At 73.2% G+C, this 17,007-nt stretch carries 16 protein-coding genes; 13 read left to right on the top strand and 3 right to left on the bottom strand.

The window, feature by feature from the left end; all coding sequences use genetic code 11:
- The first annotated feature begins 1 nt into the window (after position 1).
- A complete protein-coding gene (locus tag FEF34_RS16305; protein ID WP_138053842.1) occupies positions 2 to 976 on the top strand; it encodes an ABC transporter substrate-binding protein in 975 nt (324 codons plus the stop codon).
- A gap of 148 nt (positions 977 to 1,124) precedes the next feature.
- Positions 1,125 to 2,198 carry a hypothetical protein gene (locus tag FEF34_RS16300; protein ID WP_171052969.1) on the top strand — a complete coding sequence of 358 codons (1,074 nt, stop codon included), beginning with the start codon at positions 1,125 to 1,127 and terminating at the stop codon, positions 2,196 to 2,198.
- A 290-nt stretch (positions 2,199 to 2,488) separates the two neighbouring features.
- Here FEF34_RS16300 and FEF34_RS16295 read toward each other — a convergent pair whose 3' ends face one another.
- Together FEF34_RS16295 and FEF34_RS16290 are read right to left on the bottom strand one after the other, a co-directional pair.
- A complete protein-coding gene (locus tag FEF34_RS16295; RefSeq protein WP_138053840.1) occupies positions 2,489 to 3,631 on the bottom strand; it encodes an NADH-quinone oxidoreductase subunit D in 1,143 nt (380 codons plus the stop codon).
- Between the two features lie 576 nt (positions 3,632 to 4,207).
- Positions 4,208 to 5,203, bottom strand: coding sequence for an SAM-dependent methyltransferase (locus tag FEF34_RS16290; protein ID WP_138053839.1), 996 nt, complete (start codon positions 5,201 to 5,203; stop codon positions 4,208 to 4,210).
- A 137-nt stretch (positions 5,204 to 5,340) separates the two neighbouring features.
- On the opposite strand from FEF34_RS16290, the gene FEF34_RS16285 reads away from it, so the two are divergent.
- Both FEF34_RS16285 and FEF34_RS16280 read left to right on the top strand, forming a co-directional pair.
- Positions 5,341 to 6,540: a sensor histidine kinase gene (locus FEF34_RS16285; RefSeq protein WP_138053838.1), complete on the top strand. Its 1,200-nt coding sequence runs from the start codon at positions 5,341 to 5,343 to the stop codon at positions 6,538 to 6,540.
- A gap of 128 nt (positions 6,541 to 6,668) precedes the next feature.
- Positions 6,669 to 7,346 carry a response regulator transcription factor gene (locus FEF34_RS16280; protein ID WP_138053837.1) on the top strand — a complete coding sequence of 226 codons (678 nt, stop codon included), beginning with the start codon at positions 6,669 to 6,671 and terminating at the stop codon, positions 7,344 to 7,346.
- Positions 7,347 to 7,796: 450 nt separating this feature from the next.
- On the opposite strand, the gene FEF34_RS16275 is transcribed toward FEF34_RS16280, so the two are convergent.
- Positions 7,797 to 9,074: a threonine aldolase family protein gene (locus FEF34_RS16275; protein WP_138053836.1), complete on the bottom strand. Its 1,278-nt coding sequence runs from the start codon at positions 9,072 to 9,074 to the stop codon at positions 7,797 to 7,799.
- Between the two features lie 248 nt (positions 9,075 to 9,322).
- On the opposite strand from FEF34_RS16275, the gene FEF34_RS16270 reads away from it, so the two are divergent.
- From FEF34_RS16270 to FEF34_RS16230, 9 genes are all read left to right on the top strand, one after another.
- Complete coding sequence (locus tag FEF34_RS16270; protein ID WP_234043091.1) at positions 9,323 to 10,240, top strand: Rossmann-like and DUF2520 domain-containing protein; 918 nt, start codon at positions 9,323 to 9,325, stop codon at positions 10,238 to 10,240.
- The gene (panC, locus tag FEF34_RS16265; protein ID WP_138053834.1) at positions 10,237 to 11,235 is read left to right on the top strand and encodes a pantoate--beta-alanine ligase; all 999 of its coding nucleotides are present in this window, start codon (positions 10,237 to 10,239) and stop codon (positions 11,233 to 11,235) included. Before FEF34_RS16270 ends, panC begins: the two co-directional genes overlap by 4 nt.
- Complete coding sequence (locus FEF34_RS16260) at positions 11,232 to 13,025, top strand: L-aspartate oxidase (RefSeq protein ID WP_138053833.1); 1,794 nt, start codon at positions 11,232 to 11,234, stop codon at positions 13,023 to 13,025. Before panC ends, FEF34_RS16260 begins: the two co-directional genes overlap by 4 nt.
- A gap of 2 nt (positions 13,026 to 13,027) precedes the next feature.
- Positions 13,028 to 14,053, top strand: a complete 1,026-nt coding sequence (nadC, locus tag FEF34_RS16255) for a carboxylating nicotinate-nucleotide diphosphorylase (protein ID WP_138053832.1) — start codon at positions 13,028 to 13,030, stop codon at positions 14,051 to 14,053.
- A 4-nt stretch (positions 14,054 to 14,057) separates the two neighbouring features.
- Positions 14,058 to 14,855, top strand: a complete 798-nt coding sequence (locus FEF34_RS16250; protein WP_017949716.1) for a type III pantothenate kinase — start codon at positions 14,058 to 14,060, stop codon at positions 14,853 to 14,855.
- A gap of 155 nt (positions 14,856 to 15,010) precedes the next feature.
- Positions 15,011 to 15,628, top strand: coding sequence for a hypothetical protein (locus FEF34_RS16245; protein WP_138057517.1), 618 nt, complete (start codon positions 15,011 to 15,013; stop codon positions 15,626 to 15,628).
- A 14-nt stretch (positions 15,629 to 15,642) separates the two neighbouring features.
- Positions 15,643 to 15,831 carry a hypothetical protein gene (locus FEF34_RS16240; RefSeq protein ID WP_138053831.1) on the top strand — a complete coding sequence of 63 codons (189 nt, stop codon included), beginning with the start codon at positions 15,643 to 15,645 and terminating at the stop codon, positions 15,829 to 15,831.
- A gap of 116 nt (positions 15,832 to 15,947) precedes the next feature.
- Positions 15,948 to 16,421, top strand: coding sequence for a BlaI/MecI/CopY family transcriptional regulator (locus FEF34_RS16235; RefSeq protein WP_138053830.1), 474 nt, complete (start codon positions 15,948 to 15,950; stop codon positions 16,419 to 16,421).
- A gap of 9 nt (positions 16,422 to 16,430) precedes the next feature.
- Entirely contained in the window at positions 16,431 to 16,970 is a 540-nt protein-coding gene (locus tag FEF34_RS16230) for an amino-acid N-acetyltransferase (protein ID WP_138053829.1), read from the top strand.
- The last annotated feature ends 37 nt before the right edge of the window (positions 16,971 to 17,007 follow it).

The raw sequence follows: 17,007 nt of genomic DNA, 5'->3' as shown, positions 1-17,007 counted from the left end.
CATGAGCAAGACCTCGCGCCTCGCGGGAGCGGTACTGGGCACCGTGGCCCTGCTGGGCTCGCTCGCCGCCTGCGGCGGTGACAGCCTGGAGCAGGAGAAGGGCGGCGCCGGAGCCTCGGACGGCGCCGCCGGCGGCAAGGGCACCCTCGTCGTGGGGGCGGCGGCCTTCACCGAGTCCAAGGTGCTCGCCGAGCTCTACGCCCAGGTACTGCGCGACGCCGGATACGACGCCTCCGTCACCACGGTGAAGAACCGCGAGCTGTACGAACCGTCCCTGGAGAAGGGCGAAATCGACGTCGTACCGGAATACGCGGCCACGATCGCCGAATTCCTCAACGCCAAGGCGAACGGCCCGAAGGCCCCCGAGGAGAAGCCCGTCGCGTCGAGCGACGTCGCCGCCACCGTGGCCGCGTTGGAGAAGCTCGCGACCCCTCGCGGGCTGAAGGTGCTGCCCGCCGGGGACGCGGTCGACCAGAACGCGTTCGCGGTGAGCAGGGAATTCGCCGAGAAGAACAAGCTCACGTCTCTTTCCGATCTCGGCAGGTCGAAGATCAAGGTCAGGATCGCGGCCGGTGACGAGTGCGAGGTGCGCCCGTTCTGCGCGCCGGGTCTGAAGAAGACGTACGGCATCGACGTGGCGGGCGTGGACCCGAAGGGCGTCGGCACCCCGCAGGCCAAGCAGGCGGTCAAGGACGGTGAGGACCAGCTGGTGCTCACCACCACGACCGACGCCACGCTTGAGAGCTTCGGGCTGGTGCTGCTGGAGGACGACAAGAAGCTCCAGAACGCCGACAACGTGCTGCCCGTCGTCAATGCGAAGGACGCCGGATCGCAGGAGATAGCCGACGCGCTCGGCAAGCTCACCCGCGCGCTGACGACCGAGGACCTGGTCGAGCTGAACCGGAAGGTGGACGCCGAGCGGGCCAAGCCGCAGGACGTGGCGAAGGAGTATCTGACGTCGAGGGGCCTGCTCTGAGGGCGGGCGTCCGAAGGCGCGGTGCGAGGGGGAACGGGGCAAGGACGAAGAGGGACGGCAGGGCAGGTCGAAAGCGATGTGTTCCTGATGCGAAGAGATTGCCGGGCTGACCCCCCAATCGTCACCTACGCACGGTAAATTTCAGGCCATGCCACGTGGACGCCACCGCCATTCCCCACCTCTGCACAGGCTCCTTCCGCCTTCGGCGGTCGCCGGAGCTTCGGTCCTTTGTGCTTTGGGCGCCTGGCTGCTCTCCGATCCGGTCCTGCTCCGCACCCTGGTCGCGGCGGCCGCCGCCGCGGCGGTCACCGGCGCGGTCCTCATGCGCAGTTGGGACCGGTACGCGGGCCGCCGCGTCGCCGAGCTCACCCGTCTCCGTGCCAGCGACGCGTGGAAGACGGAGGAGCGCATCGCCGAGCTGGAAGCCGATCTCGACGAGTCCCGCGAACTGCGGACCAGGCTGGACGCCAAGCTCCGCGCCAAGCGGGTCGAGCTGGCCGGACTGCGCAATGAGCACGCTGCCCTGCTCCGCCGGTACGCGAACGCGGAGACCGAGCGCGCCAGCGCGCTCGAGGGCCGCAGGCAGCTCGCTATCGGGGCGGGCTCGCCCAAGGAGCTTCCCGCGGCGGGCTCCACGCCGACGCCGTCCGCGTATCTGCGTGCGGCCAAGGCGCTGGATGACCTGCCGCGCCGGGCCGCCGAGCAACAGGCCAAGCGCACCGTCGAGGAGGCCCGCAAGCGCGACATCGCCGAGCGTGCCCGAGAGGCGGACGAGCCGCAGGGGAAGCACGCGGCGGCCGCCGGGGGAGCACAGCACGCCCGCCCGTCGTCCGCCGTCCCCGCCACGCGTGTGCCGGTCGCCGCGGCGATAGTCCCCTACTCCGGGCAGCGCCGGGCCGCGCGCCCGCAGGGCGGATTCGACTTCTTCGGCACCCAGGGGGCAAAGGCACCGGATGCCGGCGCACAGACCGCGGAAGCCGCCGGGTCCACCGGACCGGAGGTGAACGCCGGGGACGTCAGCCGGAAGAAGCCGATCGCGGCCCTGGAACCTGCTCAGCTCGCCTCCGTCCAGGACGAGGACCTCGCCGATGTGGTGGGCGAGGAGGCCCTGGCCCAGAGCAGGCACACCGACGAACGCGCCGTGGGTGAGGTCATCGATCTGACCGCGCACGACGAGACGGAGCAGCTCGACGTCGCGCAGCTGCGCAGCGCGATCTCCTGATCCGGCGCGGCCGCGCCGCCGCGCTGCCCAGGATCGGAAACGCCGGGCGGCCGTGCCGCCCGGCGTTCGTGGTGTCAGGGGCCCGACGGGCCGCTCGCCGTCCGGAACCGGGTGCCGCGCCGGCGCCGCCGTGTGTCCGGCCGCGACCGGTCGCGTCGGTCTGGTCCCGGCATCGCCGGCCCCGCGGTGCGGATCCCCACCGAACCGCTCCGTGCGCCGGTCTCGGCGGTTTGCTTCGCGACCGTCCCGCCGGCTCGCCTTGCGCGCGGACGTCGTCGGCTCGCCTGGTCCTACTTGTCGATGTCCCCGACCACGAAGAACATCGATCCCAGGATCGCGACCATGTCCGCGACCAGGGTGCCGGGCAGCAGCTCGGTGAGTGCCTGGATGTTGTTGTACGACGCCGAGCGGAGCTTGAGGCGGTACGGGGTCTTCTCCCCCTTGGACACCAGGTAGTAGCCGTTGATGCCGAGCGGGTTCTCGGTCCAGGCGTACGTGTGGCCCTCGGGCGCCTTGAGCACCTTCGGCAGCCGCTGGTTGACCGGCCCCGGCGGCAGCTCGGCGAGCCGGTCCAGGCAGGCGTCCGCCAACTCCAGCGAGTTGTGCGCCTGCCTCAGCAGGCACTCGAAGCGGGCCAGGCAGTCCCCCTCGGTGCGGGTGACGACCTTCAGCGTCTCCTGGAGTTCGCCGTAGGCCAGGTACGGCTCGTCGCGGCGAAGATCGAAGTCGACGCCTGAGGCACGGGCGATGGGGCCGGAGACGCCGTACGCGTGTGCAGTCCGCCCGGTCATCACGCCGACCCCCCGGGTGCGGCCCCGGAAGATCTCGTTACCGAGGACGAGCCGGTCGTAGACGTCCATCCGCGACCGTACCTCGGCGATCGCGCTCCTCGCCCGGTCGGTCCAGCCCGCGGGCAGGTCCTCCTTGAGTCCACCGACGCGGTTGAACATGTAGTGCATCCGGCCGCCGGAGATCTCCTCCATCACGTGCTGGAGGTCCTCCCGCTCGCGGAAGGCGTGGAAGATAGCGGTGATGCCACCGAGTTCGAGGGGATACGACCCCAGGAACATCAGGTGGTTGAGCACCCGGTTCAGCTCCGCGAGGAGCGTGCGCAGCCATACGGCGCGCTCCGGGACCTCCATGCCGAGCATGCGCTCGACGGCCATCACGACGCCCAGCTCGTTCGAGAACGCGGACAGCCAGTCGTGGCGGTTGGCCAGCATGACGATCTGCCGGTAGTCACGCGCCTCGAAGAGCTTCTCCGCGCCCCGGTGCATGTAGCCGATCACCGGCTCCGCCCGCTCGATGCGCTCGCCGTCCAGGACGAGACGGAGGCGCAGCACGCCGTGCGTGGAGGGATGCTGCGGCCCGATGTTCAGCACCATGTCGGTGCTCTCCGCCGCGCCGCCGATGCCGATCGTCGTCTCCGTCATGGGCGACAGTATCCCTCGCGTGGGCGACTGATAAGGAGCCCGCCCGCGGACCGGACGGGCATGCGACCGGGTCACCGGCGGGGGCCCGGTCCGGCCACCGGCAGGGGCCCGATCCGAGCGGTGCGCGCCTGCCCTCCGATCCGTCCGGCGCGAGGCGCCGCACGCACCCGTCCGAGGCGGGCGCTCGAACCGTCCGGGACAGGGAGCCGGCCACGGCCGTCCGTCCGGGGCCGGACCTCGACGGATCCGTGTCGGGAGAGTGTGAGTCCTTCGTCGGGCTCCCGTGGCGGCGCCGGCCGCTGCCCGACGCCTGCGCGCGCCCGCCGCGACTCCGTCTGCCGAATGTCCGGTGTCCGCCGGTGCGTGCGGTGATGCCCTCGGCGGTGGCGGGGGCCGTGAGCGGGAGGCGGTTCGGTGTGAACCGGGCAGGTCGGCACGGCACCGGTGCCGTGCGCGGCGGATCCCCCCGCGGCCGTGCACGGGCCGTCGCCGTACCCGAGGACTCGCGTCACGGCGCCTCGGCCCCGATCGCCGGAGGAGCCGTCGCCGTGCGCGCGGACCCGTGCCGACGGCGCCTCAGCCGGCCGGGACCGGCTGGAACAGCCAGGTGAAGTCGCCGAGGCCGCCCCGGGCGGTGAGTTCGGCGGCCTCTCCCGCGGAGGCCAGGGCGCGGACGTAGGCCGCGGGATCGGACGAGGCCAGGGCGAGCGGCGGCCGGGCACCGGAGACGCCGAGACGGCGCAGGGCCTCGCGCTGGCTCACCAGCTCGGCCCCGGGACCGGCGCAGGCGTCGAGGGCCACGTGCGCCGTGATGTCACAGCCGCCGTCGGGAACGGGACGCACCTCGCGCCCGCCGCTGAATCCGGTCAGCGTCCCGAAGGGCGGACGGTCGCCCGCGCGGTGGGCGTAGTCCACGGCGACCGCGAGTCCCGCCTCCAGTCCCGCGACCGCCGCAGCCCAGGCCTCGTCGCGGGGCCGCCCGATCTCGGCCCGCGCACCCGGGCCGGCGGTCGGCCACCAGCGGTCCAGCCAGGCGGCGTCGGCCCCGGCGACCGGATCGCCGAGGCGTTCCTCGCCGTCGGCCCTGACCAGCACGTAACGGCGGACGCCCGCGTCGTCGGCCTCGGCGACGTCCACCGGGACGTTGTCCAGCCACTCGTTCGCGAACAGCAGCCCGGAGACCCCGGACGGCGGCCGCTCGCCCCACTCGATCCGGGGGTCGAGCCCCGCCGGCCGGGCGGCCCGCTCGACGGCGTAGGCGCGCACCGGGAAGCCGTCAGGCAGCGCCGCCAGCACTCCGGTCAGCAGTTCCCCGCGTCCCGCGCCGACGTCGACGAGCGCGACCTCCGCGACCCGGGCCGGCAGGCCCTCCGCAGTCTCCCTCAGCAGCCGCGCCACAGCGGCGGCGTACAGCGGGGACGCGTGCACGGAGGTGCGGAAGTGCCCTGCGGGTCCCTCCGGCCTCCGGTAGAAGCCCCGTGGACCGTACAGCGCGCGTTCCGTGGCCTCCCGCCAGGGGACCCACTCCGCGCCGTCGGCGTCCTCCGCCTCGTTCGTCGCCTGGTACGTCACGCGCCCCAGTCTCCACCTCGGGGAGTGCGCCCGGTCTCCACCTGCCCCGGCCTCCACCTTGGGGAGTAGGCGTCCACGGACCGGATCGGCCCTCCGGTTGACCCGGGCACCTTTCGTACGTGCCTACGCTGGGTTACGTGCAGCGCCTCTATGATTTTCTCCGCAGGCACCCGACGGGCGTCGACAGCTTCTGGGCTGTGATGCTCTTCGGGTTCTCGATGCTGTGGGTCGTCCAGGAGCACGTCGGGGTCGAGCCGCGCATCGCACCCGCCCTCGTCGTGCTCCTCCTCTGCCTCGCCGTCGCGCTGCGCCGCCGAATGCCGGAGAAGACGCTGCTGCTGGTCGCGGGGATCGGCGTCGCGCAGCTGGCGCTGGACGTCGGGCCGAACCCGGCGGACTTCGCGATGCTCGTGCTCATCTACACCGTCGCCGCGCACGACGGACCGCGCTGGGCCTCCCACCTCGCGCTCGCCGGCGGCCTGTGTGCCGCCACGCTCGCCCAGATCCGTTGGCCCGAGCCGAGTATGAGCGCGGGCGGGAAGATCTTCTTCACGGTCGTCATGACCGTTCCGTTCGCCCTCGCCTGGGTGCTCGGCGACTCCCTGCGCACCCGTCGCGCCTACTTCGCCCAGCTCGAGGAGCGTGCCTCCCGGCTGGAGAAGGAGCGGGAGGCCCAGTCGAAGGTGGCCGTCGCCGCCGAGCGCGCCCGGATCGCACGAGAGCTCCACGACGTCGTCGCACACAACGTCTCGGTGATGGTCGTCCAGGCCGACGGCGCCGCATACGTGCTGGACTCCGCGCCCGACCAGGCTCGGCAGGCCCTGGAGACGATCTCCTCCACGGGCCGTCAGGCGCTCGCCGAGATGCGCCGGCTGCTGGGCGTCCTGCGCACCGGTGACGCACCGGAGAGCGGGGAGTACGTGCCGCAGCCGGACGTCGAGCAGATCAAGGAACTGGTGGAGCAGGTCCGCGGCTCGGGACTGACCGTCGACTTCCGGATCGAGGGCACCCCGCGACCGCTGCCGAGCGGGGTGGAGCTCACCGCGTACCGGATCGTCCAGGAAGCCCTCACCAACACGCGCAAGCACGGCGGCCCGGATGCCGGGGCGAGCGTCCGGCTGGTCTACTTCGACGACGGCCTCGGACTCCTCGTCGAGGACGACGGCCGGGGCGCGGCACACGAGCTGTACGAGGACGGCGGCGCGGACGGCAGGGGCCACGGCCTCATCGGCATGCGGGAGCGCGTCGGCATGGTCGGCGGCACGCTCGACGCCGGTCCGCGGCCGGGCGGCGGATTCCGGATCAGCGTGCTGCTGCCCCTCAAATCCGCCCACTAGCCTGCCGGCACCGGCACCGGCACCGGCACCGGCACCGGCACCCGCCCGTTCCGGCCACCCCGTCGAGCCACCCCACCGAATCCACCCGCATCCGTCCCTCCCCGGCCCACGAGACAAGGACCCCGCCCATGCCCATCCGCGTGATGCTCGTCGACGACCAGGTGCTGCTGCGCACCGGCTTCCGGATGGTGCTCGCCGCCCAGCCCGACATGGAGGTCGTCGCGGAGGCCGGCGACGGGGCCGAGGCCATCGAGATCCTCCGCTCCACAGCGGTCGACGTGGTGCTGATGGACGTCCGTATGCCCCGGCTGGACGGGGTGGAGGCGACCAGCAGGATCTGCGCCCAGTCCGACCCGCCGAAGGTGCTGATCCTGACGACCTTCGACCTGGACGAGTACGCGTTCTCGGGACTCAAGGCGGGTGCCAGCGGCTTCATGCTGAAGGACGTGCCTCCGGCCGAACTGCTCGGTGCCATCCGTTCCGTGCACAGCGGTGACGCGGTGGTCGCCCCGTCCACGACGCGCCGGCTGCTCGACCGCTTCTCGCCGATGCTGCCCTCCCACGGGAAGGAGCCGGAGCAGAAGGAGCTGGAGCGGCTCACCGACCGCGAGCGCGAGGTGATGTTGCTCGTCGCCCAGGGACTGTCGAACGGCGAGATCGCCGCCCGGCTGGTGCTGTCCGAGGCCACGGTGAAGACCCATGTGGGCCGCATCCTCACCAAGCTCGGGCTGCGCGACCGGGTGCAGGTCGTGGTGCTCGCGTACGAGAGCGGTCTGGTCCGCGCGGGCGGTGGCTCCGCGTCCTGACCGGCGTGCTCCCGTGCCTGCCGCGGCACCGGTGCCGCGGCAGGCGACGTTCGCGCCGTCGCGACGCCCGGCACGGCGACTCGCGGCGCTGCCGGATCGGCCGGATCGGCCCACCACGAGGGCGTCCGGCGCCCTGCGGTCCTTCCCCGCCGCCCCCGGGTCCTTCCCCCCGCCCCCGGGTCCTTCCCCCGCCCGGCGGGCCGGCGGAGACCTCATGCGCCGGGCGCCGCTCCGCGATGGGCAGACCCTGCCCGACGCGGCAACCAGCGCAGCACCTCCTCCAGGAAGTCGCGGTGCAGAGAGGGCGGGAGCACCAGGAGCAGGGGCCGGGCCATCAGGAGCGGCGCCCCGTCCGCCCCGCTTGGCCGGTCCGCGGACGGGGCTGTGCCGCCTCGCGCGCCCGGACGTCCGCCGCGGTGACGGTGGCGGGGAGGACGCGGCGCCCGCCCATCAGCCGCGCGCCCGCCCGCCCCCGGCCCGTACCCGCGCCATGAAGTCCGCGAGGGCCGCCCTGACGTCGTCGGCGGTCCACGAAAGACCCGGAGAGGAGACCGTCACCTCCGTGACGCAGACGCCAGGCGGGCCGCACTGGGCCGGGAACCAGCGGCGGAACAGGGTCACGCCCGTCTCCTCCGCCTGCCGTACGCCCGCTTCGTCGAGCAGCTCGGCACCGAAGGGGAGCCACACCTGGAACTGGTGGGTGTGCGGCGGATCGGGATGCAACCGGAACCAGGGCACGCCCGGTTCCTCCGCCAGTCCGGCCGTCAACGCCGCCGCGACGGTCCTCGCATGAGCCACGTACGACGGCAGCCTCGGGAGCTCCCGCTCCAAGCCCAGCAGTGCCGACAGCACCGCCGGGTACTGCTGGAAGACCAGGCCGCCGTAGCGGTGGCGCCAGGCTCGCGCCTCCTCCACCAGGGACCCGGGCCCGGCCAGCACCGCGCCGGACAGGCCCGCGAGGGACTTGTAGAGCGACACGTACACGCTGTCCGCGAGTCCGGCGATCTCGTCCAGTTCTCGGCCGAAATGGGGAGCGCACTCCCAGAGTCGCGCGCCGTCGAAGTGCACCACCGCATCCATTTCGCGCGCCACCTCGACGACGTCCACCAGTTCGTCCCACTCGGGCAGCACGAATCCGGCGTCCCGAAGGGGCAGTTCCAGCATCAGCGTGCCGAACGGCTCGTCCAGGCCGCGTATCTCGTCCGCCGTGGGCAACCGCGGTTCCCGGGTCGGATGGACCGTGCGCAGTCCGCCGACCGCACCCAGCGCGCCCCGTTCGTGGAGCTCGGGATGGGCGAGCGGATGCAGCGCGACGGTCCGGTTCCCCGTGCGCCCCGCCCAGCAGCGCAGCGCCACCTGCTGCGCCATCGTGCCGGTGGGGAAGAACGCCGCTGCCGGGAGGCCGAGCAGCGCCGCCACGCGCCCCTCCAGCCGGGCGACGACCCCGTCGCCGTAGAGGTCCACGTGCTCGTCGAGGTCGTGGACGGCGCCCGCGTCGGCCGCCAGGGCCGCCAGCCGCTCGCCGAGCCGGCCGTCCGCGGGGCCGTGCCACAGCAGTCGCTCGGAAGCCCGCCAGGCCGCCAGTCTGCGGCGGCGCTCAGCTTCCTCGTCGCCGTCCCCTCCGTGTCGCTCCGGGGCAGCTGCCGGGTCCGCGCCGGTCGCCCCCTCCGTGCCGGCCCCCGGTCCGCCGGAGTCGATGGGCGGCGTCCCCTCCGCGTTCTGAGTCATGCTGCGATGATCGCTCACACCGGGCCGTCCCGTGCCGTTGTCCACAGGCCCCGTCCGTCCGTTGCCGGCACCGCCTCCACAGCCTGTGGACAAGCGGAACCCCGTCGAAACGCTGGCGTAGCATGGCGAGGAATCGTCCGGTACCCCCTGCGGACTGGAACGGAAGGCCGCGCGTGAACGCACCATCGCCAGCAACACCACCGGCACAGGAGCCGGTCGAGCCCAAGGACCGTCCGGCCCGCCTCGCCGTGGGTGTCGTCGGCGCCGGCCGCGTCGGCCCGGCGTTGGCCGCATCCCTCCAGCTCGCCGGCCACCGCCCCGTGGCCGTCTCCGGGGTCTCCGACGCGTCCCTGCGCCGGGCCGACGCGATGCTGCCCGGCGTGCCGCTGGTCCCCCCGGCGGAGGTGCTCGCGCGCGCCGAGCTGGTGCTGCTGACCGTTCCCGACGACGTGCTGCCCGGACTGGTCGAGGGGCTGGCGGAGACCGGTGCCGTGCGCCCCGGCCAGCTGCTGGTGCACACCTCCGGACGGTACGGCGCTGCGGTCCTCGACCCCGCCCGGAGGGCCGGGGCGCTCCCGCTCGCCCTGCACCCCGCCATGACCTTCACGGGCACCTCCGTGGACGTCCAGCGGCTGGCCGGCTGCTCCTTCGGCGTCACCGCGCCCGAGGAGCTGAGGCTCGCCGCGGAGGCCCTCGTCATCGAGATGGGCGGGGAGCCCGAGTGGATCGAGGAGGCCGCCCGCCCGCTGTACCACGCCGGCCTCGCCCTCGGCGCGAACCACCTGGTCACCCTGGTCGCCCAGTCCATGGAACTGCTGCGCACCGCCGGGGTCTCGGCCCCGGACCGGATGCTCGGCCCGCTGCTCGGCGCCGCGCTCGACAACGCCCTGCGCTCGGGCGACGCCGCGCTGACCGGGCCGGTGTCACGCGGTGACGCCGGGACCGTGGCGGCCCATGTGTCCGAGCTGCGCGAGCACGCCCCGGGCATGGTCGCCGGCTATCTGGCCATGGCACGGGCGACCGCGGACCGCGCCCTCGCGCACGGCCTGCTCAAGCCCGAACTCGCCGAGGACCTGCTGGTGGTCCTCGCGGACGGCCACGACGCCGCGGACGGCCGGGGCCACACGGACGGCCCGGGCGCCTCGGACGGAGAGAGCGACCGATGATCACCCCCCTGCGCACCGCGGCGGAGTTGCACGCCCTCGCCCCGGCGGCGCCCGCCCGCCGCGCCGTCGTCATGACCATGGGCGCCCTCCACGACGGCCACGCCACCCTGGTCCGTACCGCCCGGTCGCTGGTCGGGCCGGCGGGACAGGTCGTCGTCACGGTCTTCGTGAACCCGCTGCAGTTCGGCGCGGGCGAGGATCTCGACCGCTATCCGCGCACCCTCGAAGCGGATCTCAAGACCGCGGCGGAAGCGGGCGCCGACGCCGTCTTCGCCCCCTCGGCCGACGAGGTGTACCCGGGAGGCGAGCCCCAGGTCCGGATCACCGCCGGCCCGATGGGCGAACTCCTCGAGGGCGCCTCCCGGCCCGGCCACTTCGACGGGATGCTGACCGTCGTCGCCAAACTGCTGCACCTCACCCGTCCCGACACGGCGCTGTACGGGCAGAAGGACGCACAGCAGCTCGCCCTGATCCGCCGTATGGTCCGGGACCTGGACTTCCCGGTGGAGATCGTCGGGGTGCCGACCGTGCGGGAGCCGGACGGCCTCGCCCTCTCCAGCCGCAACCGCTACCTCTCGACGGAGGAGCGCCACACCGCCCTGGCGCTGTCCCGGGCCCTCTTCGCCGCCCGCGACCGGCTCGCCGCGCAGGTCGCCCTGCGGGCCCGGGCCGAGTCGGCGCCCGCGTCCAACGCCCGGGCCGCCGCGCTGTCCGCGCTCGGCGAGGCCAGGGCGGCCGCAGACGCCCACGCGGTCGCCGTCGCCCAGCCCGGCGGCGGAGCCGACGCGGTGCGGGCCGCGGCGCGAGCCGTTCTCGACGAGGCCGCCAAGTCCTCGTCGCCCCTCGTCCTCGACTATCTCGCCCTGGTCGACCCGGCCGACTTCTCCGAGGTCGCCGACGGCCACACCGGCGAGGCGATCATGGCCGTCGCCGCACGGGTCGGCACGACCCGCCTGATCGACAACATCCCCCTGACCTTCGGAGCCGCCTCGTGACGAGCACCGGTATACGGCTGAACGCCCCGGCCCCCGGCTGGGCCATCGACGCGGACGTCGTCGTGGTCGGATCGGGCGTCGCGGGACTCACGGCGGCACTCCGCTGCAGGGCCGAGGGCCTGCGCACCGTCGTGGTCACGAAGGCGCTCCTGGACGACGGATCCACCCGCTGGGCCCAGGGCGGCATCGCCGCGGCGCTCGGCGAGGGCGACACCCCCGAGCAGCATCTCGGCGACACCCTCGTCGCGGGCGCCGGGCTGTGCGACGGGGAGGCGGTGCGCACGCTCGTCACCGAGGGCCCGGACGCCGTGCGGCGGCTGATCGCGACCGGCGCGCGGTTCGACACCGACGGCGCCGGAGGCATCGCGCTGACCCGCGAGGGCGGCCACCACCGCCGCCGCATCGCCCACGCGGGAGGCGACGCCACGGGCGCGGAGATCTCCCGCGCGCTGGTCACGGCGATACGTGACGGCGCGGTCCGCGTCATCGAGCACGCGCTGGTGCTCGACCTGCTGACCGACGCGGAGGGCCGTACGGCCGGCATCACCCTGCACGTCATGGGCGAGGGCCAGCACGACGGCGTCGGCGCGGTGCACGCCCCCGCCGTGGTCCTGGCGACCGGCGGCATGGGCCAGGTCTTCTCCGCCACCACCAACCCGCCGGTGTCGACCGGCGACGGCGTCGCGCTCGCGCTGCGCGCCGGCGCCGAGGTGAGCGACCTCGAGTTCGTCCAGTTCCACCCGACGGTGCTCTGGCTCGGCCCGGACTCCGAGGGCCAGCAGCCGTTGGTCTCCGAGGCGGTGCGGGGTGAGGGCGCCCATCTCGTCGACGCGTCCGGCACCCGCTTCATGGTGGGGCAGCACGAACTGGCCGAGCTCGCCCCCCGGGACATCGTGGCCAAGGGCATCATGCGCCGCATGCAGGAGCAGGGCGCGGACCACATGTTCCTGGACGCCCGCCACTTCGGCGCCGAGATGTGGGAGAACCGGTTCCCCACCATCCTCGCCGCCTGCCGCGCCCACGGCATCGACCCGGTCACCGAGCCGATCCCGGTCGCCCCGGCCGCCCACTACGCCTCCGGCGGTGTCCGCACCGACCTCCACGGCCGTACGACCGTCCCCGGCCTCTACGCCTGCGGCGAGGTCGCCTGCACCGGTGTCCACGGCGCCAACCGGCTGGCCTCCAACTCCCTCCTGGAGGGCCTCGTCTTCGCGGAACGCATCGCGAGGACGATCGCGGAGACCCATGCGCACGGGCCCGTCCCGCCGGCCGGTACCGACGGCTCCCCGCCCGTCGCGGCCGTGGCGGACAGCCGGCCGGGGCTCGCGGCCGGCGCCCCGGCGGAGGGGGGTTCCCGGGGCCCCGTACCGCTCCTCGTGCCCGAGGCCCGGCGCGAGATCCAGCGGATCATGACGAACGGCGCCGGAGTGCTGCGCTCCGCGGCGAGCCTGGACGACGCGGCGGACGCCCTGGAGGCGCTGCACCTGTCCGCGCTGCACGACGCCGAGGAGTTCGACAAGGCCGCCGAACCGGGCGTCGAGTCCTGGGAGGCCACCAATCTGCTGCTCGTCGCCCGGGTGCTGGTCGCCGCCGCCCACGAGCGGACGGAGACGCGCGGCTGCCACTGGCGCGAGGACCACCCCGGGCGGGATGACGCCGGGTGGCGCCGTCATATCGTCGTGCGCCTCACCCCCGACCGCCGCCTCGTGGTGCGCCGCACGGCGACTGAGGTCTTCCCGCCCACCCGTCCCGCCTTCGTCCCCACCCCCACCGCCGACAGGGAGCCGTAACAGTGAGCACGTCCGAAGAACGTCCGGAGCCCGTGGACGTCCCGCTGATCCAGATCGGCGCCCGCGCCGCCGAGGAGCAGGGCTGCGGCGACGACTGCGGCTGCGGCGACGAGGTGTACGAGTGCGGCCTGGACCCCGCCCTCGCCGGGCTGCTGGCCGAGTCCGGCCTCGACCCCGTACAGGTCGAGGACATCGCGCACCTCGCCATCGAGGAGGACCTCGACGGCGGAGTGGACGTGACGACCGTCGCCACCGTCCCCGAGGACGCGGTCGCCACCGGCGACTTCACCGCCCGTGAGTCGGGCGTCGTCGCGGGTCTGCGCATCGCCGAGGCGGTGCTCTCGATCGTCTGCACCGACGAGTTCGAGGTCGAGCGCCACGTCGAGGACGGCGACCGCGTCGAGCCGGGCCAGAAGCTCATCTCCGTCACCGCCCGCACCCGGGACCTGCTCACCGGAGAGCGCAGCGCCCTGAACCTGCTGTGCCGCCTCTCGGGCATCGCCAGCGCCACCCGCGCCTGGGCCGACGCGCTCGAGGGCACCGGCGCGCGCGTGCGCGACACCCGCAAGACGACTCCGGGCCTGCGCGCCCTTGAGAAGTACGCGGTGCGCTGCGGCGGCGGCGTCAACCACCGCATGTCACTGTCCGACGCGGCCCTCGTCAAGGACAACCACGTGGTCGCCGCGGGCGGCGTGGCCCAGGCGTTCAAGGCCGTCCGGGAGACGCTGGCCGAGCTGGGCACCCCGGACCTGCCCGTCGAGGTCGAGGTGGACACCCTCCACCAGGTCCGCGAGGTCCTGGACGCGGGCGCTGACCTGATCCTCCTGGACAACTTCACGCCGGTGGAGACCGCCGAGGCCGTCGCGATCGTCGCCAGGCGCGCGGTCCTGGAGTCCTCCGGCCGGCTCACCCTGGCGAACGCCCGGGCCTACGCCGAGACGGGAGTGGACTACCTCGCGGTCGGGGCGCTCACCCACTCCTCCGCGATCCTCGACATCGGTCTCGACCTGCGAGAGGCCGGGGTCTGATCCGATGCTGCTCACCATCGACGTCGGCAACACCCACACCGTCCTCGGCCTCTTCGACGGCGAGGACATCGTCGAGCACTGGCGCGTCTCCACCGACCCGCGCCGCACGGCCGACGAACTGGCCGTGCTCCTCAACGGCCTGATGGGCATGCACCCGCTGCTCGGCGAGGAGCTGGGCGACGGCATCGAGGGCATCGCGATCTGCGCCACCGTGCCCTCGGTGCTCCACGAGCTCCGCGAGGTGACCCGGCGCTACTACGGCGACGTGCCCGCGGTGCTCGTCGAGCCCGGTATCAAGACCGGAGTGCCGATCCTGATGGACAACCCGAAGGAGGTCGGCGCGGACCGCATCATCAACGCGGTCGCGGCCGTCGAGCTCTACGGCGGCCCTGCGATCGTCGTCGACTTCGGCACGGCGACGACCTTCGACGCGGTCAGTGCCCGCGGTGAGTACGCGGGCGGCGTCATCGCCCCCGGCATCGAGATCTCCGTCGAGGCCCTCGGCGTCAAGGGCGCCCAGCTCCGCAAGATCGAACTGGCCCGCCCGCGCAGCGTGATCGGCAAGAACACGGTCGAGGCCATGCAGGCGGGCATCGTCTACGGCTTCGCCGGCCAGGTGGACGGCGTCGTCCAGCGCATGAAGCGCGAGCTGGCGGACGACCCGGAGGACGTGACCGTGATCGCCACCGGCGGCCTGGCCCCGATGGTCCTCGGCGAGTCCTCCGCGATCGACGAGCACGAGCCGTGGCTGACCTTGATCGGCCTGCGCCTGGTCTACGAGCGGAACGTCTCCCGAATGTGAGCCGGTGTGCGGGCGCGCCCCGGGCGCCCGCACGCAAGGCCCGCGCACACCGTCGCCGCACTGCACGCCGCGCCGTCAATGTGACGTTAAACGAATTTTGTCCGATTAGCGCGTATCGTCGGCCCATGCCCACGCCATACGGATCCCGCGGCGGCATGGCGTTCAGCGCGGACGAACTGCGTGTGCTCCGCCGCGCTCTCGCCATCGCCCTCAACCCCGACCAGTCCCGTCGCGCCGACCGGGGTGACGGTCCCGGCGCGAACACCGCCCAGGAGTGTCTGCGGCTCGCACAGTCCGTGGACGAGGCCGTCCGCGAAGCGAGCCGGCTGCGGGCGTTCCTGTTCGCCGACCTGGAGCGGTACCGCGACGCCCTCCCCGGCTCTGCGGGCGGCTATCTGGAGCTCCTCCACGAGGCCCTCGCCGCCGGCCACGGGCCCGCGCCCGAGGATCTCGAGGCTCTGCGCTCCCTGCGCCCCACACCCCTCTCCGAGGTGCTCCTGGAACGTTGCCAGGACCTCGCCGAGGAGTCCGTACGGGCCCGGTCGGCGGACCGCGCGGCCGCCCGCGCGCCCTCGGCGCCTCCGTCCCGGGCGCGGCTGCAGGCCCTGCCCGGCGGCCGTGCCGGTGCCGGTGACAAGCAGGAGCCCCGCCCGGCCTCCCCGAAGCCCTCCCGCCCGGCTCCCCGCCCGGAGCGCCCCATCCCCACCCCGGGCGAGGTCTTCCCGCCGCGCCGCCGCCCGGCGCCCCCGCCGGAGAAGCGGGCCGTCGGATAGCTACTCTGGAGGGCATGGACTACGTATCCGCGCTCCTTCCCCCGGTCGTGATGGCCGCGTTCTTCACCGCCCTCGTCGTCACGATCGTGAAGAGCCAGGGCGGTCCGAACAAGGCCAAGGAGGACGCTGCCGTGGACGCGGCGATCGCCCGCGCGGAGGCCGCCGGCGGGGCCGCGCCGTCGGACCGTCCGACCGAGGCCTGACCCAGGTCCGCACCGGCTCTCTCAGGACGTACGGCTCATCGCGGTCGTACGTCCTTTTTCGTACCCGAAGTACGTCAATAGCCGACCATTACGACATCTCCGACTATGGTGGCGATGTGCCCCGCCAATTGGGAGAGCTCGAAGACGCCGTCATGACGCGCATCTGGCAATGGAACCGCCCGGTGACGGTGCGCGAAGTGCTGGAAGATCTCCAGCAGGAACGGTCCATCGCCTACACCACGGTCATGACCGTAATGGACAATCTCCATCAGAAGGGCTGGGTTCGCAGGGAAGTCGAAGGCCGCGCCTATCGATATACCGCGGTCTCCACCCGGGCCGCCTACTCGGCCGCACTGATGAACGAAGCCTGGTCGAAGAGCGACAACCCCGCTGCGGCTCTTGTCGCCTTCTTCGGCATGATGTCGCCGGAGCAGCGCCAGGCGCTCCGTGACGCGATCCGCGTCGTCCAGCGCGACCCCGAGGGAGAAGCTCCGGAGCCCGGGCGGGAAGGGTCTCCACGAGGTGTGGCGGAAGGTTCTCCCGAACGGGAGGCCGAGGGCGCCGACGGCGGGGGCGGGGCGGGGCGATAGCGTCCGGTCATGTCGTCAGAGCAGTCGCCCCCCAATGCCGCAGCAAATGCCGTCACGGTCCGCCGGGCCAGGACCGGCGATGTGCCGGCCGTGCGCCGTCTCGTGGACCCGTACGTGAGCGAAGGTATCCTGCTCGACAAAGCGACCGTGACGCTTTACGAGGACATCCAGGAGTTCTGGGTCGCGGAACGCGACTCGGACGCCCGGGTGGTCGGCTGCGGTGCCCTCCACGTGATGTGGGAGGACCTCGCCGAAGTCCGTACCCTCGCGGTGGACCCCCAGTTCAGGGGTGCCGGCGTCGGCCACCACGTGCTCGGCAAGCTGCTGCACACCGCCCGCTGGCTGGGTGTGCGGCGGGTATTCTGCCTGACCTTCGAAGTCGACTTCTTCGCGAAGCACGGGTTCGTGGAGATCGGGGAGACCCCGGTTGACGGAGATGTCTACAGCGAGCTGCTGCGTTCCTATGACGAGGGTGTCGCCGAGTTCCTCGGCCTCGAACGGGTGAAGCCGAACACCTTGGGTAACAGCCGGATGCTTCTGCACCTGTGATGCCGCTTCGGCGGCAAGCGGAAGCGGGACTCGGCCC

Origin of the sequence: Streptomyces marianii, from assembly GCF_005795905.1 — a bacterium.
GTDB lineage: Bacteria > Actinomycetota > Actinomycetes > Streptomycetales > Streptomycetaceae > Streptomyces > Streptomyces marianii.
The sequence above is the reverse complement of the archived record's forward strand: the minus strand, read 5'-3'. Positions and strand labels throughout refer to the sequence as shown.

Bases quoted from the DNA above. Each gene is read 5' to 3' on its own strand.
- FEF34_RS16250 (WP_017949716.1), top strand. From the start codon at position 14,058: ATGCTGCTCACCATCGACGTCGGCAACACCCACACCGTCCTCGGCCTC.
- FEF34_RS16275 (WP_138053836.1), bottom strand. From the start codon at position 9,074: ATGACTCAGAACGCGGAGGGGACGCCGCCCATCGACTCCGGCGGACCG.
- FEF34_RS16230 (WP_138053829.1), top strand. From the start codon at position 16,431: ATGTCGTCAGAGCAGTCGCCCCCCAATGCCGCAGCAAATGCCGTCACG.
- FEF34_RS16245 (WP_138057517.1), top strand. From the start codon at position 15,011: ATGGCGTTCAGCGCGGACGAACTGCGTGTGCTCCGCCGCGCTCTCGCC.
- FEF34_RS16295 (WP_138053840.1), bottom strand. From the start codon at position 3,631: ATGACGGAGACGACGATCGGCATCGGCGGCGCGGCGGAGAGCACCGAC.
- FEF34_RS16280 (WP_138053837.1), top strand. From the start codon at position 6,669: ATGCCCATCCGCGTGATGCTCGTCGACGACCAGGTGCTGCTGCGCACC.
- FEF34_RS16300 (WP_171052969.1), top strand. From the start codon at position 1,125: ATGCCACGTGGACGCCACCGCCATTCCCCACCTCTGCACAGGCTCCTT.
- panC (WP_138053834.1), top strand. From the start codon at position 10,237: ATGATCACCCCCCTGCGCACCGCGGCGGAGTTGCACGCCCTCGCCCCG.
- FEF34_RS16240 (WP_138053831.1), top strand. From the start codon at position 15,643: ATGGACTACGTATCCGCGCTCCTTCCCCCGGTCGTGATGGCCGCGTTC.
- FEF34_RS16305 (WP_138053842.1), top strand. From the start codon at position 2: ATGAGCAAGACCTCGCGCCTCGCGGGAGCGGTACTGGGCACCGTGGCC.